A 26,005-nucleotide genomic window follows, 5' to 3' on the forward strand; every position below is an offset into this window, starting at 1 on the left:
ATGCGTATCCTCGTCGTCTCGCACGGCCACCCTTCCTTCTCGCTCGGTGGCGCGGAGATCGCCTCCTACAACCTGCACAAGGGCTTCCAGGCCAAGGCCGAGCTCGACACGCACTATCTCGCTCGTGTCGGCGCGCCGACGCCGCGCCACGCCGGCACGGCACTGATGAGCCTGCGCCAGCGCGGCGGCGAACTGCTCTACTATGCCGAGGAGTACGACCACTTCCTGCTCTCGAACCGCGCAACCGAAGAGATCGAGCGCGATTTCGTCCGCGTGCTGCGCGACCTCAAGCCCGACGTGGTGCATTTTCACCATTTCATCGGCCTCGGGCTGGAATGCCTGTTCGCGGTGCGCGACACACTGCCAGACGCATTGATCGTGGTGACGTTCCACGAGTACCTCTCGATCTGCCACCACCACGGCCAGATGGTGAAGACCGGCGCCTTCAAGCTCTGCTACCGGGCCTCGCCGAGCGACTGCAACGCCTGCTTCCCGGAGATTTCGCCGGCGCGCTTCCTCGCCCGCGAGACCTTCATCAAGGGCATCCTCAACCTTGCCGACCATTTCGTCTCGCCGAGCCGCTTCCTGGCGGAGCGCTATCAGGAATGGGGGCTTGCCGCGGAGCGCTTCTCGGTGATCGAGAACGGCATCGACGTCGCCGAGGTCGCACCGCCGCGGCCGGTGCCGGAAGCGAACGGCCGGCGTTCGCGCTTTGCCTATTTCGGCCAGCTCACGCCCTATAAGGGCGCCGACGTGCTGCTCGACGCCGTCACCCGCATCCCGGACTCGGTCTGGGGCGAGGACAGCGTGCTCATGGTCTATGGCGGCAATCTCGACAGGCAACCCGAGGCCTACAAGAAGAAATTCGCCGACCTGGTCGAGGCGGCCGGCAGGCGCGTGCGCTTCTGCGGCGCCTTCCAGAACCACGAGATGCCGAACCTGATGCGCTCGGTCGACTGGGTGGTGATGCCCTCGGTCTGGTGGGAGAACTCGCCGATCGTGATCCAGGAGGCCTTCTTCCACGGCCGCCCGATCCTTTCCAGCAATCTCGGCGGCATGGCCGAGAAGATCACCGACGAGGTCGACGGGCTGCATTTCCGCTCCGGCAGCCCGGAGGATCTCGTCGACTGCATGACCCGGGCGCTGAGCGAGCCCGGGCTATGGGAGCGCCTGCGTGCAGGCATCAAGAAGCCGCTCAGCCATGTCGACTGCGCCGACCAGCATCTGACGCTCTACCAGCGCCTGATCGCCGAACGGGGCATGCCGGCTCCGGCCAATCGCGCCGCCGCGCCGATGATCGCGTGAGCAGCGCGGATACAAGAAGGGAGAACGCAACCATGGCCCGCATCCTCGTGATCAGCCCCTCAGGCGAGGTCTACAACCACGACAATGTCCGCTGGTACAGGCACGCCGACCTTCAGAGCCATATCAACCACTACCACAATATCGGCGACGCCTTCGTCTTCGATTCCTCGCTGAAGCTGCTCAACTTCGAGAAGCTCGAGGAATTGCCGATCACCAGCATCAACGAGGCGCAGATCGACCGGTTCAACGCCGAGTTCGACTACGTCTTCCTGCGCGGCTCGAACTATGTGCACGCCGGGATGAACTGGAGCCGCACCGCCGAGGTGCTGCGCCGGCTGAAGCTGCCGGTGCTCGCCTTCGGCATCGGCGCGCAGGCTCCGGTCAGCGGCAAGCTCGAACTCAGCGAGGACACCAAGACCGTCCTCAAGCTGATCTCGGACTCGACCGCCTCGGTCGGCGTGCGCGGCACCTATTCGGCCGAGGTGATGAACGAGCTCGGCATCAAGAACGCCCGGATCATCGGTTGCCCGACCGCCTTCCGCAACAACCGGCCCGACCTTTCCATCCGCCTGCCGGCGCTCGACAGCGTGAAGCAGGTCGGCGTCACGCTGCGCCGCGAGGTCTCCAAGCACTACGCCAAGGACATCAAGCGCTACCTCACCTTCCACCGCGATCTGGTGAAGGCGATGGCCGAGCGCTTCGAGGTCACGCTGATGTCGCAGGGCGAGGTCGAGGAGAAGAAGCTCGCGCTGGGCACGCCCGAGCAGAAGCAGGAGGGCATGGCCGCCCTGCGCGAGAACGGCTGGGCGACCCAATGGTATCTCGATGAGCGCATGGAAGGGCTTTACCGCGACCGGATGTTCTATTCGGACGTCGTCGCCGAGTACGAGCAGCTCGTCCGCAAGCTCGATCTCGTCCTCGGCTACCGGCTGCACGGCAATCTGATGGCGCTCTCCAATGGTACGCCGTCGATCTACTTCACCTATGACAGCCGCACCGTCGAGTTCGCCGAGACCTTCCAGATTCCGAGCGTCGACGTCTTCGACGGCAAGGACTTCCGGCTCGAAGACTACTGGGAGCAGGCGCGCTTCGACCGCTTCAATGCGGCCTATGCCCGTGTCTACGGCGCGATGAGCGCCTTTCTCAGCGAGAACAAGGTCGACCACAAGATGGTGAAGCCGGCTGCGGCTGCCTCGCCCGCCGCACCGGCTCCCGAGCCGGAAAGGAAGGTGGCATGAGGAGCGCGCGCACCGCCCTCGCCTGGCTGCCGGCGGCGCTGCTGGCAATCGCCGCGCCTGTCGCCGGCCTCGCGCAGGCGCCGGGCGCACCGGCCGCCGCAGGCTACCGGCTGGAGATCGCTCCCGACGCGAAGGAAGAGACGGTCGTGTCCTGGGCGCGCGAGCGCTGCGAGGAGTGGGACCTGCCGGACGCGCCGCTGCGCGCCTTCCGTGACAACAAGGGCGAGGTCGTCGCCTTCGCCAGCCACTATCGCAGCCGCCCGCTGATCGGCGGCAATCTCGGCGCGATCCGCAAGAGCTGCGCCGTGTCGTTCGAGGCGAAGAGCAGCGCCGATCCCAGCCAGTTCAGCGACAAGAGCTGGATCGCCGCGACCTGGACCGGCGATGGCCGCAATGTCGAGGCGCTGGTGCACGCCGAATACCATGCCGACAAGCATCCCGGCGCCTGCCGCTTCAAGGATGCGATGAGCTGCTGGTACAATGTCGTCACCGCCGCCCATTCGAGCGATGGCGGCCTGAGCTTCAAGACCGACGAGCCGCGCCCGCTAGTGGCGGCCCCCGGCTTTCCCCAGGAGGTCGGCCAGGGCCGGCATCGCGGCTTCTTCAACCCCTCCAACATCGTCCAGAAGGACGGCGCCTGGTATGCGCTGATCATGACCACCGGGGGCGAGGGCCAGAAGAACGGCGTCTGCCTGTTCCGGTCGACCAACATCAAGGATCCGACCTCCTGGCGCGCCTTCGACGGGCAGGACTTCACCATCCGCGCCGTCGATCCCTATCGCGACGACCTGAGCCAGGCGCGGCCCTGCCAGACGCTCAAGCCGCTGCCGACCACCGTGGGATCGCTGACCCGGCACGAGGCCAGCGGGAAATGGCTCGCGATTTTCCATCTCGGCCCCGACCCGAGCCAGAACATCGCCGGTGGCCGTGTCGCCTATAGCTGGTCCGACGACCTCATCCGCTGGTCGCCACTGCAGACGCTGATGGTCCATCCGACCATGTGGAGCAAGAACTGCAGCGACCGGCTGCGCTACGGCTATGGCGCCCTCGCCGATCCCGCCTCGCGCTCGCGCAATTTCGAGACGACCGGTGACGAGGCCTATCTCTTCATGACCAAGATGAAGGTCGCCGACTGCAAGCTCGGCCCCGACCGCGACCTGGTCCGCCTCAAAGTTCAGTTCGTCAAGGAGGGGCCATGAACGCGCCCGTGCTCAATCTCGGCTCCGTGGTCTCGGCCGAGAACGCCATCAAAATCCTGCGCGCCACCACCGGCGAGGTCGTCGTCGCCATCGGGCGCCGGCCCGACCGAAGCTGGCCGGTGCTCAAGCTGATGCTCGACGGGCAGGAATACGCCACCATCCAGCCCGGCGCGATCGTCACGGCTGAGGCTGATGTCGCCGAACTGACCATCCCGTTGCCAAGTCTGCCCAATGGGCGTCCCCACTCGGTCGCGATCGCCGATGCAGCCACGGGCACGCTCGCCCCGGGTTCGAATCTGCGTCCGATCGCGACCGAGACCAAATTGCGTGCGCTGGTGATCTATCCGGCCGGCGAGGTCTACGAGCACGACAAGGTGCGCTGGTACCGCGCGCCGATGGAAAAGCTGCTCAGCGACTACTTCAACATCGGCGACATGATCGTCTACGATTCGACGCTGAAGCTCCTGCGTTATGCGCATCTGGAGCCGATGAAGATCATGTCGCCGACCGATGCCGACATTGCGCGCTATGCCAGCGAATTCGACTTCGTCTTCGTGCGCGGCTCGAACTTCATCCACGAGAACATGGAGTGGTTCCGCGCCGTCGAGGTGCTGGAGAAGGTGAAGCTGCCGGTCTACGCGATCGGCGTCGGCGCGCAGGCAAGCCAGAATCGCAAGATCGAGCTGCCCGAGGCATCGAAGCGCTTCTGGTCGATCGTCGCCGAGCGCTCGGCCGCGATCGGCGTGCGCGGCGCCTTCAGCGCCGAGACGCTGCGCCAGAACGGCATCAAGAATGTCGAGGTCGTCGGCTGCCCGTCGATCTTCCGGACCCGCAATCGCGATCTCAAGATCCGCATTCCCGACCAGCGCGAGATCCGCAAGGTCGCCTTCAGCCTGCGCCGCGAGGCTGACAAGAGCTACACCGCCGACCCGGACGCCTATCTGCGCAACCAGAAGGCCGCGCTGCTCAAGGTCGACGGCCAGAGCGAGATGGTGATGTCCTCGCATGGCGAGCAGGAGGAAAAGGCCTTCTTCCTGCGCGATCCGGCGGCGAAGGAGAAGGCCGTCGCGGAGTTCGTCAAGACCAAGTGGTGGGACGGTCCGGAGGACGCTGCGATGCGGCGCATCTACGAGAAGCAGCTGTTCTCCTTCTTCGACGTCGAGCGTTACGACGAATTCGCCCGCTCGATCGATCTCGCCGTCGGTTACCGCGTCCATGGCGTTCTTCCAGCGGTCGCGCAGGGCGTGCCCGGCGTGCTCGTCGCCTATGACACGCGCAGCCAGGAACTGGCCGAGACGCTGAAGATCCCGGTCGTGCCGGAGGCGGCACTGGCCGAGGGCGGCTGGCGCGCCGTCTATCAGGAGGCGGCGCTGAACAACCTCGCGAAGAGCTATGCCGCCTCCTACGACCGGATGCGCGGCTTCCTCGACTACAACGGCATTCCCCACCGCATGTGAGGTCAGACCCGGCGCGGCAGAGATCGCGCCGGTCGGAGGAAACGCCCGGAGGTCACCGGGTCAGCAGCGCCCGGCGAGCCCGTAGGATTTTGAAAGTCCGCAACGTCGAGCCGAGAGGTTTGCACGAACCAGGAGACGATCATGAGGATCGAGTACAATGCAGGCACGGCCCTTTCCATCATGCGCGGCAATCCTGTGCGCGGCTGGATCTCGGGCAAGCCGGAGAAGATGGCCAAGGAACGGCTGACCACAGGCAATTATCTTTCCGTCGAGCACAAATCGAAGTTCAAGATCGATCCGTCCTGGCCGATCTTCACCATGGGCTCGTGCTTCGCCCGCGAAGTCGAGAACATCCTGATGATGCGTGGGCTGCCGCTGCTGCTCAAGGGCCATGGCGTGCCGGCCGAACATTTCGAAAGCTGGGATGAGGAGACCGGCCGCGGCGGCGGCGCCGATCGCGGCCAGCTCAGCCGCGGCGCGCTCAACAAATACTCGGTCCGTTCGATGACGCACGAACTCAGACGCGTGCTGGCCGGCGAGAGCTATCCCAATGACGGGCTGATCGAGCTCGCGCCCGGGCAATGGTTCGATCCGCACGCCAGCGGCCTCAAGCTGCTCGACCGCGAGACCGCCTTCGCCAACCGCAAGCGCCTCAGCGAGGCGACGGCGCAGATCAAGAATGCGCGCATCTGCTTCTTCACGCTCGGCCTGACCGAGACCTGGCTCGACTCCGAGACCGGAATCGCAATGAATGCGCATCCCGGCCCGACCTGGCTGGCGCGCATGCCCGAGCGCTTCCGCTTCATCGACTACGGCTACGATACCACGCTGGCCGACATGCTCGACACCATCGGGCTGATCCGCGAGCACTGCCATCCGGAGATGCGCTTCATCGTCACCGTCTCGCCGGTGCCGTTCGGCGCGACCTTCAAGGATGCCGACGTGATCGTCGCCAACAGCGCCTCGAAATCGGTGCTGCGCGCCGTCGCCGAAGAGCTGTTCCGCCGCTTCGATTTCGTCGACTACTTCCCGAGCTACGAAATCGTGCTCAACTCGCCGCGCACCATCGCCTTCGAGGACGACCAGCTCCACATCGCCCGCGAGATGGTCGCGCATGTGATGACGACCTTCCAGGGCGCCTATCTCGGTGACGCCGCACAGCCGCAGGCGGCCTGACCTCGCCAGCCTGTCTTGACGTCGCAGCGCGGTTATCGATCCGCCGCGCTGCCTCTGCCTCCAGATCCTGAGAACCATTGCTCGCCTGAAGGGTTGCTTTGGAATCGGTCGCAAGACCGGATCAGGCATGCAACGATGGCAGCGCCGGATCTGCCCGGCGCTGGCTGGTGGAGGACGAGATGAACGTCGCCAATCTACAGCTCGAAGGCATGCTGCTGGCCTTCACCGCCGTGTTGCGCTCACTGGTGGCATCGGGCGCCCTCAGCGAAGCACAGCTCAAGGCCGCGCTGACCGAGGCCGAGCAGACGGGGCTCGCCGACCAACAGCGCTGCGACCAGCTCAGCCCGAGCCAGCGCGATTCAATCGCCTTCGCAGCCCGCTTCCTCACTGTCGCGACGCGGTCTGACACCGATATGAGGCCGTTCTCGGCGGTGGCGCGCGAAGTCGGTCGCACCACTTGAGCTATCGGCCCGTCAGGGCAGGTTCTCGCGCAGCACGATCTCGATCCCCGGGCGGGCCGTGCCCTCGGCCACCGGCCGTCCGGCGCGCAGGTTCGCGAAGATCGCGACACAGCTCATCAGCGTCGCCAGGGGCTGCTGGGTGATCACCGCATCCATGGTGCCGTCGACGAGCAGGCCGCGCGTCTCCGGTGTCAGCCCGTGGCCGACGAAGACGACGTCCTGCCGCCCTGCCTCCTTCAGCGCCCGGGCAATGCCCTCCGGTCCACCGCCGATATTGTAGATGCCAGCGAGATCCGGATGCTGGCCGAGCAGGGTCTTGGTCTGGCGGTAGTTCTTGGCCTCGTCGTCATGGCCTTCGCGCAGTCCGACCACGGCGATGTCCGGGTAGAGCTCCTCGAACAGATGCAGGAAGCCCATCTCGCGTTCCTCATGAGCGCGGTAGCTGAGGCTGCCGGCGATCATCGCCACCTTGGCGCGGCGCGGCCCGATGAAGCGGGCGATGAGCTGGCCGGCGGTGCGCCCGGCGGCGCGGTTGTCGAGCCCGACATAGGCAGCGCGGGCGGTATTGGCGATGTCCGAGATCAGCGTCACGCTGGGCACGCCACGCTCGGCCAGAAGATCGACCGCCTCGCGCACCGTCGGGTGCTCCAGCGCCATGAAGGCGACACCGTCGACCTCGCGGCCGATCCGCCGGAGCTCATGGGCGAGCAGCTCCGGCTTGAAGCTCTCGATATGCTCGACCCGGGCGCGCATGTTGAAGGAGGCGAGCTGGTCCTGCGAGCCGGCGATCAGCCGGCCAAGCAGGCCGAGGAAGCGGTTGTTTCCGGCCGGCAGCAGGAAGCCGAGGCGCAAGGGTCGGAGCGCACTCGCCGGCAGCGCCCCCTCCATGACATAGCCGAGCTCGCCCGCCGCCTTCAGCACACGCTGGACGGTCGCCGGTCGAACACCCGGTCGCTGGTTCAGCACCCGGTCGACCGTCGCGGTCGAGACTCCGGCGAGTGCCGCGACATCCTCGACCCGCGCCATCTGGCGACGGCGCGGCGCAGATTGCTCAGCCGATTGGCGGATTGGCGCATTCATTCCATCAACAGCCATCAGAAAATGAGCTTGAAGACCATCAGAAACGATTTCTATGCTGGGCGTCAAGCATTCAAGAGCGATCAAATCGCATCAGAACGACCAGGGAGGACATCATGACCGGACCGAGCCGCCGCACGCTCATCAAGGGCTTCGCCGCCGCGCCCGCAATATCGCTGATCGGCATGCCGCTGATCGCGCGCGCCGCCGAGATCGAGCTGAAATACGGCAACAACCTGCCGCTCAGCCATCCGCTCAACATCCGCGCCCAGCAGGCGGCCGAGCGCGTCGCCAAGGAGACGAACGGGCGCGTCGAGATCAAGATCTTCCCGAACAACCAGCTCGGTGGCGACACCGATATGCTGAGCCAGGTCCGCAATGGCGGCATCACCTTCTTCACCCCATCGGCGCTGGTGATCGCGACGCTGGTGCCGGTCGCGGCGATCAACGCCGTCGGCTTCGCCTTCTCGGACTACGACCAGGTCTGGAAGGCGATGGACGGGCCGGTCGGCGCGCATGTCCGCGCCGCGATCGAGAAGCTGAACCTGCATGCCTTCGAGAAGATGTGGGACAACGGCTTCCGCCAGATGACCACATCGGGCAAGCCGATCGAGCAGGCGGCCGACATGGCCTCGCTGAAGATCCGCGTGCCGGTCTCGCCGCTGTCGATCTCGATGTTCAAGGCGCTCGGCGCTGCGCCGGCCAGCCTGCAGTTCTCCGAGGTCTATTCGGCGCTGCAGACCAAGGTGGTCGACGCACAGGAGAACCCGCTGCCGATCATCCAGGTCGCCAAGCTCTACGAGGTGCAGAAGAGCTGCGCAGTCTCGAACCATATCTGGGACGGCTTCTGGTTCATCGCCAACGGACGTGCCTGGCGCGGACTGCCGCCTGACGTCCAGAAGATCGTGGCTTCAGCGATCAACGATGCCGGCGTGGCGCAGCGCGGCGACATCAAGGGCCTCAACGAAACCGTGCAGGCAGACCTGCAATCCAAGGGGCTTGCCTTCAACAAGACCAACCCCGACAGCTTCCGGGCCAAGCTCCGAGATGGCGGGTTCTACAAGGAATGGCAGGAGCGCTTCGGCGCCGAGGCCTGGAGCCTGCTCGAGGGGGCGGTCGGCAAGCTCGCCTGACGCGAGAGAGCCGCAGCCGAACGCTCGAGGGAACGCCATGGACGCTCACGCCGCCAGCCTGCCGTCGCCGGCCATGCCGGCGACCGGATTTGGTCGCCTCGCGGACAGGCTCGACCGTGCCGTCAGCACGGCGGTCGAACTCGTCGCGGCCGTGCTCGTCCTCGCCGAGATCGTCATCCTCGGCGCGGGCGTCACCGCCCGCTACGCCTTCCATGCGCCGCTGGTCTGGTCGGACGAGCTCGCATCGATCCTGTTCCTCTGGCTCTCCATGCTCGGCGCGGTGGTAGCGCTGCGCCGTGGCGAGCATATGCGGATGACCGGCCTTATCACCCGTGTCGGCCCGCAGACCCGCGCCATCCTAGAAGCGCTCGCCATCACCGCAGCGATCGCCTTCCTGCTGATGATCCTGCCGGAGGCGCTGGATTACGCCGAGGACGAGCGCTTCATCGTCACGCCGGCGCTGGAGATCGCCAATTCCTGGCGCGCCGCGGCGCTGCCGATCGGCATCGTGCTGATGCTGTTTGCTGCCTTCTGCCGGCTGCTGCGCTTTGGTTCGTGGAAGCCGATCCTGCAGGCCGCCGGCGTCACGATCGTCCTCATCGTCCTGTTCTGGCTGCTCGGGCCGGTACTGAAGCCGCTCGGCAAACTCAACCTCGTGATCTTCTTCGTCGGCCTCGTCGCGGCCAACGTCTTCGCCGGCGTGCCGATCGCCTTCTCCTTCGCGCTCGCCACCTTCGGCTATCTCTCGCTGACGACCTCGACGCCGATGGTCGTCATGGTCGGCCGGCTCGACGAGGGCATGAGCCACCTCATCCTGCTCGCGGTGCCGCTCTTCATCTTCCTCGGTGCGCTGATCGAGATGACCGGCATGGCGCGCGCCATGATCCAGTTCCTGGCGTCGCTGCTCGGCCATGTCCGCGGCGGCCTCTCCTATGTGCTGATCGGCGCGATGTACCTGGTCTCCGGCATCTCCGGCTCGAAGATCGCCGACATGGCCGCAATCGCGCCGGTGCTGTTCCCGGAGATGCAGAAGCGCGGCGCCAAGCCCGGCGATCTCGTGGCGCTGCTCTCGGCCACCGGCGCGCAAACCGAGACCATCCCGCCCTCGATCGTGCTGATCACCATCGGCTCGGTCACCGGCGTCTCGATCGCGGCGCTGTTCACCGGCGGCATGCTGCCGGCCGTCGTGCTCGGCATCGCGCTCTGCTTCGTCGTCTGGTGGCGCAACCGGGGCGAAGATCTCAGCCAGGTCACCAAGTATTCGAAGCGCGAGATCGGCAAGCTCTGCCTGATCGCGCTGCCGGCCATCGCCCTGCCCTTCGTCATCCGCGCCGCCGTCGTCGAAGGCGTCGCGACCGCGACCGAGGTCTCGACCATCGGCATCGCCTATGCGGTGCTGGCCGGCATCCTGATCTACCGGCAATTCGACTGGCGCCGCCTCAAGGGCATGCTGGTCGACACGGCGTCGCTCACCGGCGCGATCATCTTCATCATCGGCTGCGCCACCGCCATGGCCTGGGGGCTGACACAGTCGGGCTTCTCGCAGGACCTCGCCAAGATCATGGCGGCGGTTCCCGGCGGGACCTGGGGCTTCCTCGCCATCTCGATCGTCGCATTCGTCATCCTCGGCAGCGTGCTCGAGGGCATCCCGGCGATCGTGCTGTTCGGGCCGTTGCTCTTCCCGATCGCCAAGCAGATCGGCGTGCACGAGGTGCACTACGCCATGGTCGTGATCTTCGCGATGGGCATCGGCCTTTTCGCCCCGCCCTTCGGCGTCGGCTATTACGGCGCCTGCGCGATCTCGAAGATCAATCCCGACGAGGGGCTGAAATACATCTGGGCCTATATCGCCGCCCTTTTGATCGGCCTCGTCATCGTCGCCGCCGTGCCGTGGATCTCCATCGGCTTCCTCTAGACATCTTCGCAGGAAAGCACCCATGAGCCGTTTCTTTGGCCAGATCCGTCAGGCCGGCTATGTCGTCCCCGATATCGAGGCGGCGATGGACTATTGGAGCCGGGTGCTCGGCGTCGGGCCGTTCTTCTACAATCCGAAGGTCCCGATCAGAAACTATCGCTACAAGGGCGAGGCCTACGAGCCGCATAACTCGGTGGCGCTCGCCAATTCCGGCCCGCTGCAGATCGAGCTGATCCAGTGCCGCAACGCGGTGCCGTCGATGTACAAGGATTTCACCGATGCCGGCCATAGCGGCCTGCAGCACGTCGCCTACTGGACCTCGGACTACGACGCCGACCTCACGCGGCTGCTAGCCGAGGGCTTCAAGCCGGTGATGTCGGGCGAGGTCGGCGAGCGCGGCCGCTTCATCTATTTCGACACCCATTACCATCCCGGCACGGTGATCGAACTCTCCGAGGTCGCAGGTCCCAAGGGCGAAATGTTCCGGCTGATCCGCGAGGCGGGCGAGAACTGGGACGGCAAGGACCCGGTGCGCCCCTTCCCTGATCTGAGTAAGCTCTGAACGACCATGGCGACCGAACGCTTCACAGCAACTTACCTGATCGAGACTCCGCTCGACCCGCGCAAGGTCGCCGAGGTCATGGCCGGCGAGCAATCGAGCGGCACCTTCACCCGCGTCGCCGGCGAGACCGACGAATTGCGCGACCGCACCCGCGCCATCGTCGTCGCGGTCGAGGAGCAGGGTAGCGCCATCGAGCCGAGCTTGCCCAATGCCTGGCTGACGCGGAAGGGCATCGGTGGACCATGGCGACGCGCCAGGATCACGCTCTCCTTCCCGGTCGACAATGTCGGGGCCAATCTGCCGACGCTGGCCTCAATCGTCGCCGGCAACCTGTTCGATCTCGGCGAGGTCACCGGTCTTCGGCTCGAAAGCATGGCTTTGCCGGCTTCGTATCGCCGCCTGTTCCCGCTGCCGACGCGCGGCATCGCCGGCACCCGCCGGCTTACCGGGGTAGCCGATGGCCCGATGATCGGCTCGATCATCAAGCCCAATGTCGGCCTGCGCCCGTATGAGACCGCCGAGCTGGTCGGCAAGCTCTGCGCGGCCGGGCTCGACTTCATCAAGGACGACGAGATCTGCGCCGACCCGGTGCATGCACCGCTCGCCCAGCGCGTGCCGGCGGTGATGGCGGCCGTGCGCCGCCATCAGGACCGCACCGGCAAGGCGGTGATGATCGCCTTCAACATCACCGCCGAAACCGACCAGATGCGCCGCCATGCCGAATTGGTCGAGCGCGAGGGCGGTACCTGCGTCATGGTCAGCCTGAACTGGTGCGGATTCTCGGCGGTCGAGACATTGCGCCGTTCGACCAGCCTTGCCCTGCACGGCCATCGCAACGGTTTTGGCGCACTCTCGCGCCATCCGCTGCTCGGCATCGGCTTCCAGGCCTACCAGACCTTGTGGCGGCTCGCCGGCGTCGACCACATGCATGTACACGGCTTGCAGGGCAAGTTCGCGCAGGAGGACGAGGAGGTCGTGACCTCCGCGAAGGATTGCGTGACGCCGCTGACGGACGGGATCGACGACCGCGTCCTGCCGGCCTTCTCCTCCGGGCAGTGGGCGGGCACGGCGCAGCCGACCTGGGATGCGCTCGGCCATGACGACCTGCTGTTCATGGCCGGCGGCGGCATCCTCGCCCACCCAGGCGGGCCAGCGGCCGGTGTCGCCAGCATCCGCCAGGCCTGGGAGGCGGTGGCATCCGGCGTGTCGCTGACCGATGCGGCGAAGAATCATAGCGAACTCGCCCAGGCGCTCGCCTTCTTCGGCAAGGGCGCCGGCTGAGCATGGCAGAAGCGGGGGCCCGTTACGGCTGGTATGGCGACGACTTCACCGGCGCCACCGACACGCTCGCCACGCTTGCGGAGGCCGGACAGCGCGCTCTGCTCTTCCTGCGCATCCCGACGCCTGAGCAGCTCGCCAGCGCCGGACCGCTCGATGCGGTCGGCATCGCCGGCGCGACGCGGGCGATGGCGCCGGATGCCATGGCGCGAGAACTGGACGAGGCCGGGCGCTTCTTCGCCGATCTCGGCATCGCGCTTCTGCACTACAAATGCTGCTCGACCTTCGACAGCGCCCCCGAAATCGGCAGCCTCGGCGCGGCGGCGCGCGCCTTGCGGCCGCACTTCCCCAACCCGCTGCTGCCGGTCGTCGGCGGCCAGCCCAATCTCGGGCGCTATTGCCTGTTCGGCAACCTCTTCGCTGCCGCCGGAGCCGGTGGCAGCGTCCATCGCATCGACCGTCACCCGACCATGAGCGTCCACCCTGTCACGCCGATGGCAGAGGCCGATCTGCGGCGACACCTGGCGGCGCAGGGACTGGAGCGCGTCGCCCTCGTCGACTATCGCAGTCACGAGGGCCACGGGGCCGGTGCGGCATTGGACACGGCGCTGGAGGCGCAGCCCGACGCCGTCCTCTTCGACGTCTCGCGCCCGTCCGATCTCACGGCGCTCGGCGCCCTGTTACGCGAGCATATGAAGGCCGCGCCTATGCTGGCGATCGGCCCGAGTTCGGTCGCGCAGGCCTTTGCCGGCTTCCCGCGGGCTCAGCAGACCGCGATGCCGAAGCTCGCTCGTTCCGATTCCGACGGAAACCTGCTCGCTCTGGTCGGCAGCCTCTCGCCGGTGACCCGCGTTCAGGTCGAGAACGCATCGGGCTATCAGATGCTCGCGATCGATCCGGCGCGACTGATCAGCGAACCCGCTTATCTCGATGCGCTCCGTCGCGAGGCACTCGCCGGCCTGGCCGAGCGTAATATCATGCTGGTCACCGACCAGCCGGCTGGAGCGCCGGCCGAGACCGGCAAGGTCGCCGCTGCGACCGGTGCGCTGCTGCGTGCGATCATGAACCAGGCGCGGATCGCGCGGCTGGTCGTCGCCGGCGGCGACACCTCGACGCTGGCCATCCGCGCGCTCGATCTCTGGGGCCTGTCCTATCGCTCGCCCTGCACGCCGGGCGCGCCGCTCTGCCGCGCCCATAGCGACGATCCCAGGTTCGACGGCCTCGATATCGTCCTGAAGGGCGGCCAGATGGGCACGCCCGACTTTTTCAACCGCGTTGCCGAGACCGGCTGAACTGCGCTCCGCTCAGGGGCAGATATAGCCGCCTTGATTGTCGGGTATGCAGCGCGAACCGTTCGGCAGGTTGAGCGCGCCGGCACGATCGCGCCGGACATAGGCGCCGTTGGGCAGGGTGAAGCCGCCGCTCTGGTCGGTCTGGACGCGCGTTCCATCAGGCAATTGCAGGCCGCCGGCACCATCGCTGGCGATTCGCTTGGCCGCCGCGCCGCCACTGGGTGCAAGACCGGGAGGCGGGGCGCCGAAGCGCTGCGGCTGCGAGCAACCTGCTGCGATACCGGCAAGGCTGAGGGCCCCGGCCACGAAGAACGCACGTCTCATATCAATCCGCCTCCTCAATATCTCTTCATCAAATCCGCAGCTTCCGACATCGCCGGGCTTCGATCCAGCGCGCCGCCGCGCGCGCGACGGCAGGATCGACCAGCGATTGTGCCGCTTTCATGACGAGCAGGCCAGTCACCGATGGATGGCCGGAGGATTGCCTAATCGCCCCCACATCCGCGACAGTTCCATCCGGGACGGATCGCCGGAGAGCTGAGCGCATGGTCGACTGGATGAAGGGGTGCAGCGAGGCGCAGGCGATCGCCGAGCCCTGGACGCGGCAAGGCGGGCCGGGCGGAGCGATCGTGCTGTTCGACCGCGAGGGCGTGCGCGAGAGCGCCAGCGGCGGCTTTGCCGTGATCGAGCACCGCCTGCCCTTCACCCCCGACACGCAGAACCGGCTGGCCTCGATCAGCAAGCATATTTGCGCCGCCTTGCTGCTGCGCGAGGGCGTGCCGCTGGAGGCGACGCTCGGCAGCTTCCTGCCGGAACTGCCAGCGGCGCTGGGCGCAGTACCGCTCGGCCGGGCGCTCGACATGACCGGCGCGCTGCCGGACATGATGGAAGCGCTCTGGCAGCTGGGCACGCCCTTCACCGCGAGCCTTTCGGCCGCAGAGATTTTCGCCGCTGCCTGCCGGCTGCCCGGCCTCAACGCCGAGCCCGGCACCGAGATGGCCTATTCCAACACCGGCTGGCGGCTGGCGCAGGCGATCCTCGAGCGCCGGACCGGCAAGAGCGCAGCGCAACTGGTCGAGGAGCTGATGGCGCCGGCCGCGCTGCCGATCCGCTTCGTCTCCGACGAGACCGAGGTCGTCCCCGGGCTCGCGACCGGCTACTGGCCCGACGGGCAGGCTTGGCGGCGCGGCCTTTATGGCTTCAACTTCTCCGCCTCGGGCGGCATGGCCGGCAGCGCAGCCGGGCTAGCGCGCTGGGCGGCGGCGCTCATGGCTGGGCGCGGCTCTCACGCCGGGCTGCTCGACCGGCTCGCCGCGCCGCGCCAGTTCGCCGATGGCAGCGAGAGTGGCTACCGGCTCGGCCTTGTCGCAAGCCGGCTCGGCGGTATCAGGGTCGTCGGCCATGGCGGCTCGCTGACGGGCTATCGCAACCATATGCTGATGGCCCCGGAGCAGGGCGTCGGCGTCGTCGTCTTGACCAATCGAGAAGAGGATGCGCTCTGGCCGGCTTTGCGGGTGCTAGCGGCGCTGACTGGCGAGGCCCTGCCGAGCGAGCCCGACAACGTTCCGACCGGGCTCTACGCAACGGTAGACGGACCGTTCTGGGCCGAGTTCGCCGGCGGCGCGATCAGCTTCATGGGTGGTTACGAGAAGCTCGTTTCGGACGGGGACGGTGGCCTGCGCAGCCTGCCGGCCTATCTGGAGGTCGGCCTCAGGACGGAAGCCGACGGCGCGCTTGCTGGCGCGATCGGCGGCGTCGCCCGCCGGCTACTGCCGGTGCCCGCCGATACCAGGCTCGACGAGCGGCTCATCGGGCGTTGGCGCGACGACAGACTCGGCGTCGAGATCACCATCTACCCTGATGGCACGGCATCCTGGCCCTGGGCCGGGACGATCGGCTTGGAGACCCGGCTGACGCCATTGCCCGGCGGGCGGGCGCTGGCCGACCTGAAGCATGGTCCCTGGCGGCACCGGCCTTGCTTGTGGCTGCAGCCAGACGGGAGCCTGCGGCTTGCCAGCCACCGCTCGCGCATCCTGCATTTCGACAGAACCGCCTGAGAAAGCCGACCATGATCCGTTCCCGTCTCGCTACCGCGCTCATCGGCGCCACCGCACTGCTGCTGACCGGCGCCGCGCAGGCCCAGCCGGCGCCGAAGACCGTGCTCCGCGTCGCGCCGCATGCCGATCTGAAGACGCTCGATCCGGTCGCGGCTTCGGTGCTGATCACCCGTATGCACGGGCTGATGATTTACGAGACGCTGTTCGCCTGGGACGCCAATCTTCAGCCCAAGCCTCAGATGGTCGAGAGCTTTTCGACCTCGGATGACAAGCTGTCTTGGAGCTTCACGCTGCGGCCCGGCCTCAAATTCCATGACGGCCAGCCGGTGACAACGCGCGACGTGATCGCCTCACTGAAACGCTGGATGGCGCGCGATACGATCGGCGGCAAGCTCGGAGAATACACGCAAAGCATGGAGGCGAAGGACGACAGGACCTTCGTGCTCAGGCTGAAGAAGCCGATGGCGCTGGTGCCGTTCGCGCTCGGCTCGGCCGTCGGCAACATCCCGGCGATCATGCGCGAGAGCAATGCGACGAGCGATCCGCTGAAGCCGATCAGCGAGGCGATCGGCTCCGGCCCGTTTTTGTTCAACCGCGCGGAATGGCGCAGCGGCGCCAAGGTCGTCTACGACCGGAATCCCGACTATGTGCCGCGCACCGAGTCGGCTGACGGGCTTGCCGGCGGCCGCGTCGTCAAGGTCGACCGGGTCGAGTGGCTGATCATGCCCGATCCGGCGACGGCAGCCGCGGCCTTGCAGACCGGCGAGATCGACATCTGGGAGCAGCCGAGCCAGGACCTCGTACCGGTGATCGCGGCGACGAAGGAGGTCAAGGTCGAGCGTTACGCCAGCCTGCCAGATCAGGCGCTGCTGCGGCCCAACCACCTCTACCCGCCCTTCGACAACGCCAAGGCCCGTCTCGCCCTCGCCTATGCCACCGATCAGGCCGAGTTCCTGGCCGGCGGCTTCGGAGACGAGGAATGGTGGCAGCGCTGCAATTCCTATTTCATCTGCGGCGGCCCGAACGGCACGCAGGCCGGCGCCGAGAGCTTCGCCAAGCCCGACCTCGCCAAGGCGCGGCAACTCCTGGCGGAGAGCGGCTACAAGGGCGAGCCGCTGGCGCTGATGTCGAGCATGGACATCCCGCCGATCGGCCGCATGGCCGAGGTCGCGGCCGACAGCCTGAGAAAGGTCGGCTTCAATATCGACCTGCAATTCTCGGACTGGGGCACGGTGGCGACGCGCCAGCAGAATCGCGGAGTCCCCGGCCGCAGCGGCTGGAACCTCTTCGTCACCACCATCCCCGGCGCGACCATGCAGTCGCCGCTGACCAATGTCGGCACCAACATGGCCTGCGAGAAGGCCTGGGCCGGCTGGGCCTGCGATGCGCAGACGGAGAAGCTACGCGGCGCCGTCGTCGACGCACCTGACGATGCCGCCCGCAAGGCTGCGGTCGAGACCCTGCACAAGCACCTCGCCGAGGTTCAGCCCTATCGCGTGCTCGGCCAGTTCGTTCAGCCCTATGCGAGGCGCGCCAATGTCGCCGGCGTGCTGGCAGCGCCGGTGATGCTGTTCTGGAACATCGAGAAGAAATGAGGGCGCCCCCGGCGCTCGTGTATCCTGCGTTTCAATTACATCTAGGGAGGCCAGCCATGATCCGATCCCGCCTTGTCGCCGCTCTTTTCGGCACGACCGCGCTGTTGCTCGCCGCCGGCGCGCAGGCACAGCCGGCGCCGAAGAACGTGCTGCGCGTCGCGCCGCATGCCGACCTCAAGACGCTCGATCCGGTCGCCGCCTCGATCGTGATCACCCGCATGCACGGGCTGATGATCTACGAAACGCTGTTCGCCTGGGACGCCAACCTCCAGCCGAAGCCGCAGATGGTCGAGAGTTTTTCGACCGCACCGGACGGGCTGTCCTGGAGCTTCACGTTGCGGCCCGGCCTCAAATTCCATGACGGCCAGCCGGTGACGACCCGCGACGTCATCGCCTCGCTGACGCGCTGGATGAAGCGCGACACGATCGGCGGCAAGCTCGGGGAGTACACGGAAGGGATGGAGGCGAAGGACGACAGGACCTTCGTGCTCAAGCTGAAGAAGCCGATGGCGCTGGTACCGTTCGCGCTCGGCTCGGCGGTCGGCCAGATCCCGGTGATCATGCGCGAGGCGGATGCGACAACCGACCCGATGAAGCCGGTGACCGAGACGATCGGCTCCGGTCCCTTCAAGTTCAACCGGGCCGAATGGCGCAGCGGCGCCAAGATCGTCTACGACAAGAACCCTGATTACGTGCCGCGCTCCGAACCGGCCGACGGGCTCGCCGGTGGGCGGATCGTCAAGGTCGACCGGGTCGAGTGGATGATCATGCCCGACGCGGCGACGGCTGCGGCTGCCCTGCAGACCGGCGAGATCGACATCTGGGAGCAGCCGAGCCAGGACCTGATCCCGGTCGTCGCCGCCGCCAAGGACGTCAAGGTCGAGCGCTATTCGAACCTCGCCAACCAGGTGATGCTGCGCCCGAACAGCCTGCATCCGCCCTTCAATAACCCGAAGGCACGCCTCGCTTTGGCCTATGCCACCGATCAGGCCGAGTTCCTGGCCGGCGGCTTCGGCGACGAGGAATGGTGGAAGCGCTGCGCCGCCTATTTCATCTGCGGCGGCCCGAACGGCACTGAGGTCGGGGCGGAGGGCTACGCCAAGCCCGATCTGGACAAGGCGAAGCAGCTCCTGACAGAAGCCGGCTACAAGGGCGAGAAGCTGGTGCTGACCACCAGCAACGACATCGCCGCGATCGGCCGGATGGCCGAGGTCGCCGCCGCCCAACTGAAGAAGGCCGGCGTCAATGTCGACGTCCAGTTCTCCGACTGGGGCACCGTCACCACCCGCCAGCAGAACAAGAGCCCGCCGGACCAGGGCGGCTGGAACCTGTTCGTGACCTATGCCTCGGGCGCGACCATGCAGTCGCCGATGACCAATATCGGCACCAACATGGCCTGCGAGAAGGCCTGGGCCGGCTGGCCCTGCGATGCCGAGGCCGAGAAGCTGAGAGGGTCCGTGGTCGATGCGCCCGACGACGCCGCCCGCAAGGCGGCGGTCGAGGCGCTGCACAAAAGGCTCGCCGAGATGCAGCCCTATCGCGTGCTCGGCCAGTTCGACCAGCCCTATGCCAGGCGCGCCAATGTCTCGGGCGTGCTGCCGGCGCCGGTGATGCTGTTCTGGAACATCGAAAAGAAGTGACGCCGACGCGGCGTTAACCGGTTCCTGACCGATTGCGGACGAGACTCGTCAGAACGATTCGCCTTCCAGTCTCGTGAGACGCGTAATGGGTCAGGTCCTGATGGGTCAGGTTTTGCAGTTCCGGTTGAAGCCGCCGGCCGTCGAGTATGACGGTGATGCGCTCGACCTCATGTCGGCGATCGACTTCGCCCTGCGCGATCTCGCCGACATCACGCCGCATATCCTGCATGAGCCGAGCCGCGAGCAGGCGCGGCAATGCCGGGAGATGCTGCAGGACGCCTTCGACGCGGCGCTGCGGGCCGGCTGAATTCAGTCGCGTCTGACTGCGACGACATCGCCCTCGTCGTTGACGACGACGCGGATGTCCTCGTCGTCATCATCGGTGCCCGAGACGATCCAGACACCGCGACGGCGGCGGACGCTCTCGACATCGACCACACCGTTGCGGCGGGCGATCCGCACGGCCTCGCGCCGGCTGATGCCGTAGTCATCGTCGTCGGCTTCCGGCGGCCGGGGCGGGTATGGCGACGCCATGGGCGCGCCGGGCGGGGCGATGTCGACCGGCGGCGGCACGACCGCACTGCCGCTCAGCGCCTGAGCGAAGGCCGATCCAGCCGGAACGAGGCCGAGGCAGGCGGTCAGAACGAAGCGACGGGTAAGCATGGCCGATCTCCAGAAAAGGCTCGGCTCTGGTAGGTGGCGATTGGGACGGAATCGGGTCGGGATTGCGGGCGGACTTTGCCTGTGACAGGCATCGCTCCGGGCAAGAGGAGACGCGGCGCATGCAGCCAGCCTGGGCGATCGGCCTGATGACCGGAACGGTCCTCGACGGCAATATCGACATCGCCGCCATCCGCACGGATGGCGCTGCGGTCGCCGAGTTCGGGCCGTGGCGGCTCGCGCCCTATCGCCAGGAGGTTCGCGATTTGCTAGCGGAAGCGGTGCAGGCGGCACTCGGCTGGCGCTTCGAAGGGCCGGAGCCGGCGGCCTTCGCCGAGGCCGAGCGCGCCCTGACGCTGGCTCAAGGCGAGGCCGTCGCTGAGTTTCTGGCAGCCGAGGGCATCGCGGCGAGCGAGGTCGCGGCAGTTGGCTTCCATGGCCAGACCGTGCTGCACCGCGCACCGACTGGGGAGCGCAAGGGCGATACCCGACAGCTCGGCGACGGCGCGCTGATGGCGGGGCAGCTCGGCATCGATGTCGTCTACGATTTCCGCACGGCCGATGTCCGCGCCGGCGGCCAGGGCGCGCCTCTCGTCGCGAGTTACCACGCTGCACTGATGCGCAGCATCGGCGCCGGGCAGGAGACCGCCGTGCTCAATCTCGGCGGCGTCGGCAATCTCAGCGCCTTCGCCGATGCCGACCATGTGCTCGCCTTTGATACCGGCCCGGGCAATGCGCCGCTGAACGATTGGATCAAGCAGCACGGCAAGGGCGAGATGGACCGCGACGGCGGCTTCTCGCTCGCCGGCACCGTCGACGAGGAGAGGCTCGCGCGCCTGCTCGAACACAGCTATCTCGTCGCGCCCTATCCGAAATCGCTCGACCGCTACGACTTCACCGCCGCCATGGCCGAGGGCCTCTCCTTCGAGGACGGGGCGGCGACGCTGACGGCCTTCACCGCCGGCGCGGTCGGGCGCGGGCTCGACCTGCTCCCGGTCAGGCCTGAACGACTGATCGTCTGCGGCGGCGGGCGGCGCAATCCGGCGATCATGGCGTCGCTCAATGCCCGCAGCGGCGCAAAAGCTGTTCCGGCCGAGGCCGTCGGCTGGCGCGGCGACGCGATCGAGGCGGAGTGCTTCGCCTTCCTCGCCATGCGCCGCAAGGCCGGCCTGCCGATCAGTTTCCCACTGACGACAGGCGTCTCGGAGCCGATGACCGGCGGGCGGATCGCGAGAGCCGGATCCGATCAGATTGAACCAATCTGATCGGTGAATCCGTCTCTCACTTTGAGTTAGAGACCGTTTTACCGATCACCTTGCGATGCAAGTTGATCGGAACGGGCTCTAGCGGGCGTTGACGGCGCGCGCCGGCGAGGGTTCAAGGACGCCATGAGCAAGTTCGCCTTCGAGCCCCTCGCCGTCCCTTCCGTTGTGCTGATCAGGCCGAAGAAATTCGGCGATGCGCGCGGCTACTTCATGGAAACGTACAGCACCGAGGCGTTCGCGGCGGCCGGCATCGGCGCCGTCTTCGTGCAGGACAACCAGTCACTCTCGGCAGCGCGCGGTGTGGTGCGCGGCCTGCACTTCCAGGCCCCGCCGGCGGCGCAGGCCAAGCTGGTGCGAGTGCTGAAGGGCTCGATCTTCGACGTCGCGGTCGATATCCGCGTGGGATCGCCGAGCTACGGCAAATGGTGCGCGGCGACACTCACCACCGAGGGCGCCGAGCAGCTCTTCGTACCGCGCGGCTTCGCCCATGGCTTCTGCACGCTCGAGCCGGGTACCGAGGTCACCTACAAGGTCGACGGTCCCTATGCGCCGCAGACCGAGGGCGGCATTGCCTGGAACGACCCTGAGCTTGCGATCGACTGGCCGGTCTCCGAGGCTGAAGCGCAGCTCTCCGGCAAGGACGCAGCCCTGCCCGGCTTTGCCGGCTTCGTCAGCCCGTTCCGCTATGAGGATTTCGCGTGAAGCGCTATCTCGTCACCGGCGGCGCCGGCTTCATCGGCTCGGCAGTAGTGCGCCACCTGATCCGGCAGACGCCGCATCAGGTGCTGGTCGTCGACAAGCTGACCTATGCCGGCAATCGCGACAATCTCGAACCCGTCTCGAACGATCCTCGGCTCGCCTTCCTTGAGGCCGATATCGGCGATGCCCCGGCGATGCGGCAGGCCTTCGCCGACTTCAGGCCCGACATCGTCATGCATCTTGCCGCCGAGAGCCATGTCGACCGCTCGATCGACGGGCCGGCCGCCTTCATCGAAACCAATATCGTCGGCTCCTTCGCGCTGCTGCAGGAGGCGCTCAGGCACTACCGCTCGCTCCCGCCGGCGGAGCAGGTGGGCTTTCGCTTCCACCAGATCTCGACCGACGAGGTCTTCGGCTCGCTCGGCGAGGATGGGCTGTTCAGCGAGACCTCGCCCTACCAGCCGAACTCGCCCTACTCGGCCTCGAAGGCGGCCTCCGACCATCTGGCCCGCGCTTGGCACCACACCTACGGGCTGCCGGTCGTGCTCTCGAACTGCTCGAACAATTACGGGCCCTATCATTTCCCCGAGAAGCTGATCCCGCTGATGATCCTCAACGCGCTCGAGGGCAAGGACCTCCCGGTCTACGGCTCCGGCGCCCAGGTCCGCGACTGGCTGCATGTCGAGGACCATGCCCGCGCGCTGGCTCTCATCGCGGAAAGCGGCCGCATCGGCGAGAGCTACAATGTCGGCGGTGGCGCCGAGCGCAGCAATCTTCAGGTGGTCAAGGCGCTCTGCGCGCTAATGGACGAGCTCGCTCCGGACGCGGCGATCGGCCCGCGCGAGGGGCTGATCCGCTTCGTCGCCGACCGGCCCGGCCACGACCAGCGCTATGCGATCGACGCATCCAAGATCGAGCGCGAGCTCGGCTGGCGGCCGCAGGAGAGCTTCGAGAGCGGGCTGCGCAAGACGATCGCCTGGTATCTGGAGAACCGCGACTGGTGGAGCCGGATCCGCTCCGGCGTCTATCGCGGCGAGCGGCTCGGGGCGGGCTAAAGCCTGCGACCTCGCGCCGCTATCACCCGCTTGTCATTGGCTTTTCGCGATGGGAACGGGCATCAAATCGGTATGATCGCGACGAGCTTCCCGCGCCGGCCTGCAATCCGGCTGTTGCAGCGCGCCACCATGGCGCTGGCGTTGCTGGCGCCCTTGCCGCTGCTCGCAGCCGAATCCGCTGCCGTGACCTCGCCGCGCGTCACCGCCACGCTGCTGTCGAGCCGCGATGCGGTCGCACCGGGCGAGCGCTTCCAGATCGCGCTGACCCAGAAGCTCGCGCCGGGCTGGCACAGCTACTGGCAGAACCCCGGCGATTCCGGTGAGCCGACGCGGATCGAGTGGACGCTGCCGGACGGTGTGAGCGCCGGCGCGATCCAGTGGCCGGCGCCCAAGGCCATCCGGGTCGAGCCGCTCGTCAATTTCGGCTTCGAGGACCATGTCGTGCTGCCGGTCGAGATCAGCGTGCCGGCGAGCGCCAAGCCGGGCGAGACGCTGACGCTCTCGGCCAAGGCAACCTGGCTGGTTTGCGAGAAGATCTGCATTCCCGAGGAGGGCGCCTTCACGCTCGACCTGCCGATCGCGGCGACGAGCGCAGTCGATGCCGATGCGCAGGCGCGGATCGAGCAAGCGCGTGCTGCCTTGCCGAAGCCGGCCGGCTTCACTGGCAAGCTCACGGCGAAGGGCGAGGACAAGCTCGCGCTCACGCTGCCCAGCCTGCCGGCCGGCGCCAGCGAGATCCGCTTCTTTCCAATCCTGGACACGCTGATCGAGCATGCGGCCGAGCAGCCGGCCGATGGCGGTGCTCTGACGCTGACACGCTCCACTGCCTTCAAGGTCGGAACGCCGACGATTGATGGTGTTCTCACCTTCTCGGCAGGCGGCGCCAAACGCGCCCTCGCGCTTAGCGCCGAGGTCGAGCCGGCGCTGCTACAGGCTGCGGCCGCTCCGGCGCAGGCCCCGGCAAAGGTGACGCTGCCGCCGCCTCCGGCCGAGGACCTGACGCTGTGGCTGGCGCTGGCTTTTGCCTTTGCCGGTGGTTTGATCCTCAACCTGATGCCTTGCGTGCTGCCGGTGCTGTTCATCAAGGCGCTCGGCTTCGCGCAGGTCGCACAAGCGAGCCGCAGCGAGGTCCGCCAGCAAGGACTGCTCTTCCTTGCCGGCGTGCTCGCGACCTTCCTCATCCTGGCGGCAGCTGTGATCGCGCTCGGCGCCGGCTGGGGCTTCCAATTGCAGTCGCCGCCGCTCGTCATCCTGCTCGCCGTGCTGATGACGCTGATTGGCTTCAACCTGATCGGCGCCTTCGAGATCGGCGGCAGGCTGCAAGGCGTCGGCGACGGGCTCGCCAGCCGCGGCGGTCCGGTCGGAGCCTTCATGACCGGCGTGCTCGCCGTCGTGGTGGCGACGCCCTGCACCGCCCCGTTCATGGGCGCCGCGATGGGCTATGCGCTGACGCAGCCGCCGACCGCGGCGCTGTCGATCTTCATGGCGCTGGCACTCGGCTTCGCCGCGCCCGTCGTCGCGCTCTCCTTCGCCCCCGGACTGCTGCGGCTGCTGCCCAAGCCGGGCCGCTGGATGCTCATCCTGAAGCAGGCCTTCGCCTTCCCGATGTTCGCGACCGCAATCTGGCTGATCTGGGTCGCGACCATGCAGGTCGGCGCCGACGGGGCGCTCGCCGCGCTGGTCGCGATTCTCGCCGCCGGCTTCGCGCTCTGGCTGATCGGCGTGACGCGCGGCAGCGGTCGCGGCTTGCGGACCATTGCAGCCGCTGCTGCCGTTTTGCTCGTCGGCGCGACCTCGGCCTTCGTGATCGAAAGCGCGACGCCCCCGGCGCAGCCGACCGTACAGGCCGGGACGGAAGCGCCGGGTGTCTGGTCGCCGACGCGGGTCGCGGAATTGCAGGCGCAAGGCAAGCCAGTCTTCGTCAACTTCACCGCCGCCTGGTGCATCACCTGCCTCGCCAATGACCGGGTCGCGCTGTCGCGCCAGGAGGTCAAGGATGCCTTCGCCAAGCTCGGCGTCGCCTATCTCAAGGCCGACTGGACCAACCGCAATGCTGCAATCGCGGCGACGCTGGCGGAGTATGGCCGCGCCGGCGTGCCGCTCTATTTGTTCTACCCCGGTACGAAGGGCGCGCAGGCCGAAGTGCTGCCGCAGCTGCTGACGCCCGAGACCGTGGTGAGCGCAGCCGAGCGCGCCGCCGGCCGCGAGGTGAAGACCGCATCCAGCCGGAAGTGAAGCCAAGCCCCAGATTTCAACCTCAGCAAGGAGACTGACGATGAAAGCCGTGAGCAGACAGACCTTCATCACCGGCCTCGCCGCCACCGCGCTGGCGCTCGCCTCCGGCACCGCCTTCGCCCAGAGCGCGGCGAAGACCGGCGCCAAGGCTCCCGATTTCTCCGTCGTCGACGTCGACGGCAAGCAGCAGAAGCTCTCCGACTATGCCGGAAAGACCGTGGTCCTCGAATGGACCAACCATGACTGCCCCTATGTCCGGAAGCACTACAGCAGCGCCACCATGCAGACCCTGCAGAAGGACATGGCCAAGGACGGCATCGTTTGGCTCTCGGTGATCTCCTCGCCGGCCGGTGAGCAGGGCCATGTCGACGCGGCCAAAGCCAAGGAGTTGAGCAAGACGCGCGACGCGGCCCCGGCCTCGATCCTGCTCGATCCGCAGAGCAAGCTGGCCCGTGCCTATGGCGCCCAGACCACACCGCACATGTACATCATCGATCCCAAGGGCACACTCGCCTATGCCGGCGCGATCGACGACAAGCCATCATCGAGTGCCTCCAGCCTGACCGGCGCGAAGAGCTATATCCGCCAGGCGGTAGCCGAGCTCAAAGCTGGCAAGGCCGTCTCCGAACCCGCGACCAAGGCCTATGGCTGCGTGGTGAAGTACGCGCCAGTGAGCTGAGGCCGGGCGCGGCGGCCGGCAAGAAGC

23 protein-coding genes are annotated in these 26,005 nt (G+C 67.1%); 20 read left to right on the plus strand and 3 right to left on the minus strand.

The genetic code is table 11. The features are described from left to right. The 6 genes from ACSQ3M_RS24655 (at position 1) to ACSQ3M_RS24680 (ending at position 6,836) form a co-directional block, all read left to right on the plus strand. On the plus strand, positions 1-1,305 hold the full coding sequence (locus tag ACSQ3M_RS24655) for a glycosyltransferase family 4 protein (RefSeq protein WP_436152710.1): 1,305 nt from the start codon (positions 1-3) through the stop codon (positions 1,303-1,305). 32 nt (positions 1,306-1,337) lie between these two features. Beyond that, positions 1,338-2,543 carry a polysaccharide pyruvyl transferase family protein gene (locus ACSQ3M_RS24660; protein WP_436152711.1) on the plus strand — a complete coding sequence of 402 codons (1,206 nt, stop codon included), beginning with the start codon at positions 1,338-1,340 and terminating at the stop codon, positions 2,541-2,543. Further along, positions 2,540-3,742, plus strand: coding sequence for a hypothetical protein (locus tag ACSQ3M_RS24665; protein ID WP_436152712.1), 1,203 nt, complete (start codon positions 2,540-2,542; stop codon positions 3,740-3,742). The genes ACSQ3M_RS24660 and ACSQ3M_RS24665 overlap by 4 nt, the downstream gene beginning before the upstream one ends. Beyond that, positions 3,739-5,199, plus strand: coding sequence for a polysaccharide pyruvyl transferase family protein (locus tag ACSQ3M_RS24670; protein WP_436152713.1), 1,461 nt, complete (start codon positions 3,739-3,741; stop codon positions 5,197-5,199). Before ACSQ3M_RS24665 ends, ACSQ3M_RS24670 begins: the two co-directional genes overlap by 4 nt. 141 nt (positions 5,200-5,340) lie before the next feature. After that, a complete protein-coding gene (locus ACSQ3M_RS24675) occupies positions 5,341-6,375 on the plus strand; it encodes a GSCFA domain-containing protein (protein WP_436152714.1) in 1,035 nt (344 codons plus the stop codon). A 179-nt stretch (positions 6,376-6,554) separates the two neighbouring features. Next, positions 6,555-6,836 carry a hypothetical protein gene (locus ACSQ3M_RS24680; RefSeq protein ID WP_436152715.1) on the plus strand — a complete coding sequence of 94 codons (282 nt, stop codon included), beginning with the start codon at positions 6,555-6,557 and terminating at the stop codon, positions 6,834-6,836. 12 nt (positions 6,837-6,848) lie between these two features. Here the strand turns inward: ACSQ3M_RS24680 and ACSQ3M_RS24685 are convergent, their stop codons facing one another. Then, on the minus strand, positions 6,849-7,916 hold the full coding sequence (locus ACSQ3M_RS24685; protein ID WP_436152716.1) for a LacI family DNA-binding transcriptional regulator: 1,068 nt from the start codon (positions 7,914-7,916) through the stop codon (positions 6,849-6,851). 113 nt (positions 7,917-8,029) lie between these two features. On the opposite strand from ACSQ3M_RS24685, the gene ACSQ3M_RS24690 reads away from it, so the two are divergent. From ACSQ3M_RS24690 to ACSQ3M_RS24710, 5 genes are read left to right on the plus strand one after another with little or no spacing between them, the layout of a single operon-like run. Next, positions 8,030-9,046 carry a TRAP transporter substrate-binding protein gene (locus ACSQ3M_RS24690; protein ID WP_436152717.1) on the plus strand — a complete coding sequence of 339 codons (1,017 nt, stop codon included), beginning with the start codon at positions 8,030-8,032 and terminating at the stop codon, positions 9,044-9,046. Between the two features lie 37 nt (positions 9,047-9,083). Further along, entirely contained in the window at positions 9,084-10,961 is a 1,878-nt protein-coding gene (locus ACSQ3M_RS24695; protein ID WP_436152718.1) for a TRAP transporter large permease, read from the plus strand. A gap of 22 nt (positions 10,962-10,983) precedes the next feature. Then, the gene (locus ACSQ3M_RS24700; RefSeq protein ID WP_436152719.1) at positions 10,984-11,523 is read left to right on the plus strand and encodes a VOC family protein; all 540 of its coding nucleotides are present in this window, start codon (positions 10,984-10,986) and stop codon (positions 11,521-11,523) included. A 6-nt stretch (positions 11,524-11,529) separates the two neighbouring features. Further along, the gene (locus ACSQ3M_RS24705; RefSeq protein WP_436152720.1) at positions 11,530-12,804 is read left to right on the plus strand and encodes a ribulose-bisphosphate carboxylase large subunit family protein; all 1,275 of its coding nucleotides are present in this window, start codon (positions 11,530-11,532) and stop codon (positions 12,802-12,804) included. A gap of 2 nt (positions 12,805-12,806) precedes the next feature. Next, positions 12,807-14,093: a four-carbon acid sugar kinase family protein gene (locus tag ACSQ3M_RS24710; RefSeq protein WP_436152721.1), complete on the plus strand. Its 1,287-nt coding sequence runs from the start codon at positions 12,807-12,809 to the stop codon at positions 14,091-14,093. Between the two features lie 12 nt (positions 14,094-14,105). Here ACSQ3M_RS24710 and ACSQ3M_RS24715 read toward each other — a convergent pair whose 3' ends face one another. Next, on the minus strand, positions 14,106-14,417 hold the full coding sequence (locus ACSQ3M_RS24715; protein ID WP_436152722.1) for a hypothetical protein: 312 nt from the start codon (positions 14,415-14,417) through the stop codon (positions 14,106-14,108). A 221-nt stretch (positions 14,418-14,638) separates the two neighbouring features. On the opposite strand from ACSQ3M_RS24715, the gene ACSQ3M_RS24720 reads away from it, so the two are divergent. From ACSQ3M_RS24720 to ACSQ3M_RS24735, 4 genes are all read left to right on the plus strand, one after another. Further along, positions 14,639-16,150 carry a serine hydrolase domain-containing protein gene (locus ACSQ3M_RS24720; RefSeq protein ID WP_436152723.1) on the plus strand — a complete coding sequence of 504 codons (1,512 nt, stop codon included), beginning with the start codon at positions 14,639-14,641 and terminating at the stop codon, positions 16,148-16,150. A gap of 11 nt (positions 16,151-16,161) precedes the next feature. After that, complete coding sequence (locus tag ACSQ3M_RS24725; protein ID WP_436152724.1) at positions 16,162-17,745, plus strand: ABC transporter substrate-binding protein; 1,584 nt, start codon at positions 16,162-16,164, stop codon at positions 17,743-17,745. 56 nt (positions 17,746-17,801) lie between these two features. Beyond that, positions 17,802-19,385, plus strand: a complete 1,584-nt coding sequence (locus ACSQ3M_RS24730) for an ABC transporter substrate-binding protein (protein WP_436152725.1) — start codon at positions 17,802-17,804, stop codon at positions 19,383-19,385. An 85-nt stretch (positions 19,386-19,470) separates the two neighbouring features. Continuing rightward, complete coding sequence (locus ACSQ3M_RS24735; protein ID WP_436152726.1) at positions 19,471-19,692, plus strand: hypothetical protein; 222 nt, start codon at positions 19,471-19,473, stop codon at positions 19,690-19,692. A gap of 2 nt (positions 19,693-19,694) precedes the next feature. Here the strand turns inward: ACSQ3M_RS24735 and ACSQ3M_RS24740 are convergent, their stop codons facing one another. Next, positions 19,695-20,048 (minus strand): PepSY domain-containing protein, encoded by a 354-nt coding sequence (locus ACSQ3M_RS24740; protein WP_436152727.1) that lies wholly within the window; start codon positions 20,046-20,048, stop codon positions 19,695-19,697. A 119-nt stretch (positions 20,049-20,167) separates the two neighbouring features. On the opposite strand from ACSQ3M_RS24740, the gene ACSQ3M_RS24745 reads away from it, so the two are divergent. From ACSQ3M_RS24745 to ACSQ3M_RS24765, 5 genes are all read left to right on the plus strand, one after another. Continuing rightward, positions 20,168-21,310, plus strand: a complete 1,143-nt coding sequence (locus ACSQ3M_RS24745) for an anhydro-N-acetylmuramic acid kinase (RefSeq protein ID WP_436152728.1) — start codon at positions 20,168-20,170, stop codon at positions 21,308-21,310. A 123-nt stretch (positions 21,311-21,433) separates the two neighbouring features. After that, positions 21,434-22,012 (plus strand): dTDP-4-dehydrorhamnose 3,5-epimerase, encoded by a 579-nt coding sequence (rfbC, locus tag ACSQ3M_RS24750; RefSeq protein ID WP_436152729.1) that lies wholly within the window; start codon positions 21,434-21,436, stop codon positions 22,010-22,012. After that, positions 22,009-23,064: a dTDP-glucose 4,6-dehydratase gene (gene rfbB, locus ACSQ3M_RS24755; protein WP_436152730.1), complete on the plus strand. Its 1,056-nt coding sequence runs from the start codon at positions 22,009-22,011 to the stop codon at positions 23,062-23,064. Before rfbC ends, rfbB begins: the two co-directional genes overlap by 4 nt. Positions 23,065-23,136: 72 nt before the next feature. Continuing rightward, positions 23,137-25,299 carry a protein-disulfide reductase DsbD family protein gene (locus ACSQ3M_RS24760; RefSeq protein ID WP_436152731.1) on the plus strand — a complete coding sequence of 721 codons (2,163 nt, stop codon included), beginning with the start codon at positions 23,137-23,139 and terminating at the stop codon, positions 25,297-25,299. A 40-nt stretch (positions 25,300-25,339) separates the two neighbouring features. After that, on the plus strand, positions 25,340-25,978 hold the full coding sequence (locus tag ACSQ3M_RS24765) for a thioredoxin family protein (RefSeq protein WP_436152732.1): 639 nt from the start codon (positions 25,340-25,342) through the stop codon (positions 25,976-25,978). The last annotated feature ends 27 nt before the right edge of the window (positions 25,979-26,005 follow it).

Source organism: Allobosea sp. LjRoot90 (genome assembly GCF_964254315.1).
Taxonomy (GTDB): domain Bacteria; phylum Pseudomonadota; class Alphaproteobacteria; order Rhizobiales; family Beijerinckiaceae; genus Allobosea.

What these genes read in the sequence shown, in the direction of transcription:
- ACSQ3M_RS24685 (WP_436152716.1), bottom strand. Translation starts at nt 7,916, where the DNA reads ATGAATGCGCCAATCCGCCAATCGGCTGAGCAATCTGCGCCGCGCCGT.
- ACSQ3M_RS24740 (WP_436152727.1), bottom strand. Translation starts at nt 20,048, where the DNA reads ATGCTTACCCGTCGCTTCGTTCTGACCGCCTGCCTCGGCCTCGTTCCG.
- ACSQ3M_RS24680 (WP_436152715.1), top strand. Translation starts at nt 6,555, where the DNA reads ATGAACGTCGCCAATCTACAGCTCGAAGGCATGCTGCTGGCCTTCACC.
- ACSQ3M_RS24675 (WP_436152714.1), top strand. Translation starts at nt 5,341, where the DNA reads ATGAGGATCGAGTACAATGCAGGCACGGCCCTTTCCATCATGCGCGGC.
- ACSQ3M_RS24710 (WP_436152721.1), top strand. Translation starts at nt 12,807, where the DNA reads ATGGCAGAAGCGGGGGCCCGTTACGGCTGGTATGGCGACGACTTCACC.
- ACSQ3M_RS24700 (WP_436152719.1), top strand. Translation starts at nt 10,984, where the DNA reads ATGAGCCGTTTCTTTGGCCAGATCCGTCAGGCCGGCTATGTCGTCCCC.
- rfbC (WP_436152729.1), top strand. Translation starts at nt 21,434, where the DNA reads ATGAGCAAGTTCGCCTTCGAGCCCCTCGCCGTCCCTTCCGTTGTGCTG.
- ACSQ3M_RS24720 (WP_436152723.1), top strand. Translation starts at nt 14,639, where the DNA reads ATGGTCGACTGGATGAAGGGGTGCAGCGAGGCGCAGGCGATCGCCGAG.
- ACSQ3M_RS24715 (WP_436152722.1), bottom strand. Translation starts at nt 14,417, where the DNA reads ATGAGACGTGCGTTCTTCGTGGCCGGGGCCCTCAGCCTTGCCGGTATC.
- ACSQ3M_RS24670 (WP_436152713.1), top strand. Translation starts at nt 3,739, where the DNA reads ATGAACGCGCCCGTGCTCAATCTCGGCTCCGTGGTCTCGGCCGAGAAC.
- ACSQ3M_RS24735 (WP_436152726.1), top strand. Translation starts at nt 19,471, where the DNA reads ATGGGTCAGGTCCTGATGGGTCAGGTTTTGCAGTTCCGGTTGAAGCCG.
- ACSQ3M_RS24660 (WP_436152711.1), top strand. Translation starts at nt 1,338, where the DNA reads ATGGCCCGCATCCTCGTGATCAGCCCCTCAGGCGAGGTCTACAACCAC.
- ACSQ3M_RS24745 (WP_436152728.1), top strand. Translation starts at nt 20,168, where the DNA reads ATGCAGCCAGCCTGGGCGATCGGCCTGATGACCGGAACGGTCCTCGAC.
- ACSQ3M_RS24730 (WP_436152725.1), top strand. Translation starts at nt 17,802, where the DNA reads ATGATCCGATCCCGCCTTGTCGCCGCTCTTTTCGGCACGACCGCGCTG.
- ACSQ3M_RS24655 (WP_436152710.1), top strand. Translation starts at nt 1, where the DNA reads ATGCGTATCCTCGTCGTCTCGCACGGCCACCCTTCCTTCTCGCTCGGT.
- ACSQ3M_RS24725 (WP_436152724.1), top strand. Translation starts at nt 16,162, where the DNA reads ATGATCCGTTCCCGTCTCGCTACCGCGCTCATCGGCGCCACCGCACTG.
- ACSQ3M_RS24765 (WP_436152732.1), top strand. Translation starts at nt 25,340, where the DNA reads ATGAAAGCCGTGAGCAGACAGACCTTCATCACCGGCCTCGCCGCCACC.
- ACSQ3M_RS24690 (WP_436152717.1), top strand. Translation starts at nt 8,030, where the DNA reads ATGACCGGACCGAGCCGCCGCACGCTCATCAAGGGCTTCGCCGCCGCG.
- ACSQ3M_RS24665 (WP_436152712.1), top strand. Translation starts at nt 2,540, where the DNA reads ATGAGGAGCGCGCGCACCGCCCTCGCCTGGCTGCCGGCGGCGCTGCTG.
- ACSQ3M_RS24705 (WP_436152720.1), top strand. Translation starts at nt 11,530, where the DNA reads ATGGCGACCGAACGCTTCACAGCAACTTACCTGATCGAGACTCCGCTC.
- ACSQ3M_RS24760 (WP_436152731.1), top strand. Translation starts at nt 23,137, where the DNA reads ATGATCGCGACGAGCTTCCCGCGCCGGCCTGCAATCCGGCTGTTGCAG.
- ACSQ3M_RS24695 (WP_436152718.1), top strand. Translation starts at nt 9,084, where the DNA reads ATGGACGCTCACGCCGCCAGCCTGCCGTCGCCGGCCATGCCGGCGACC.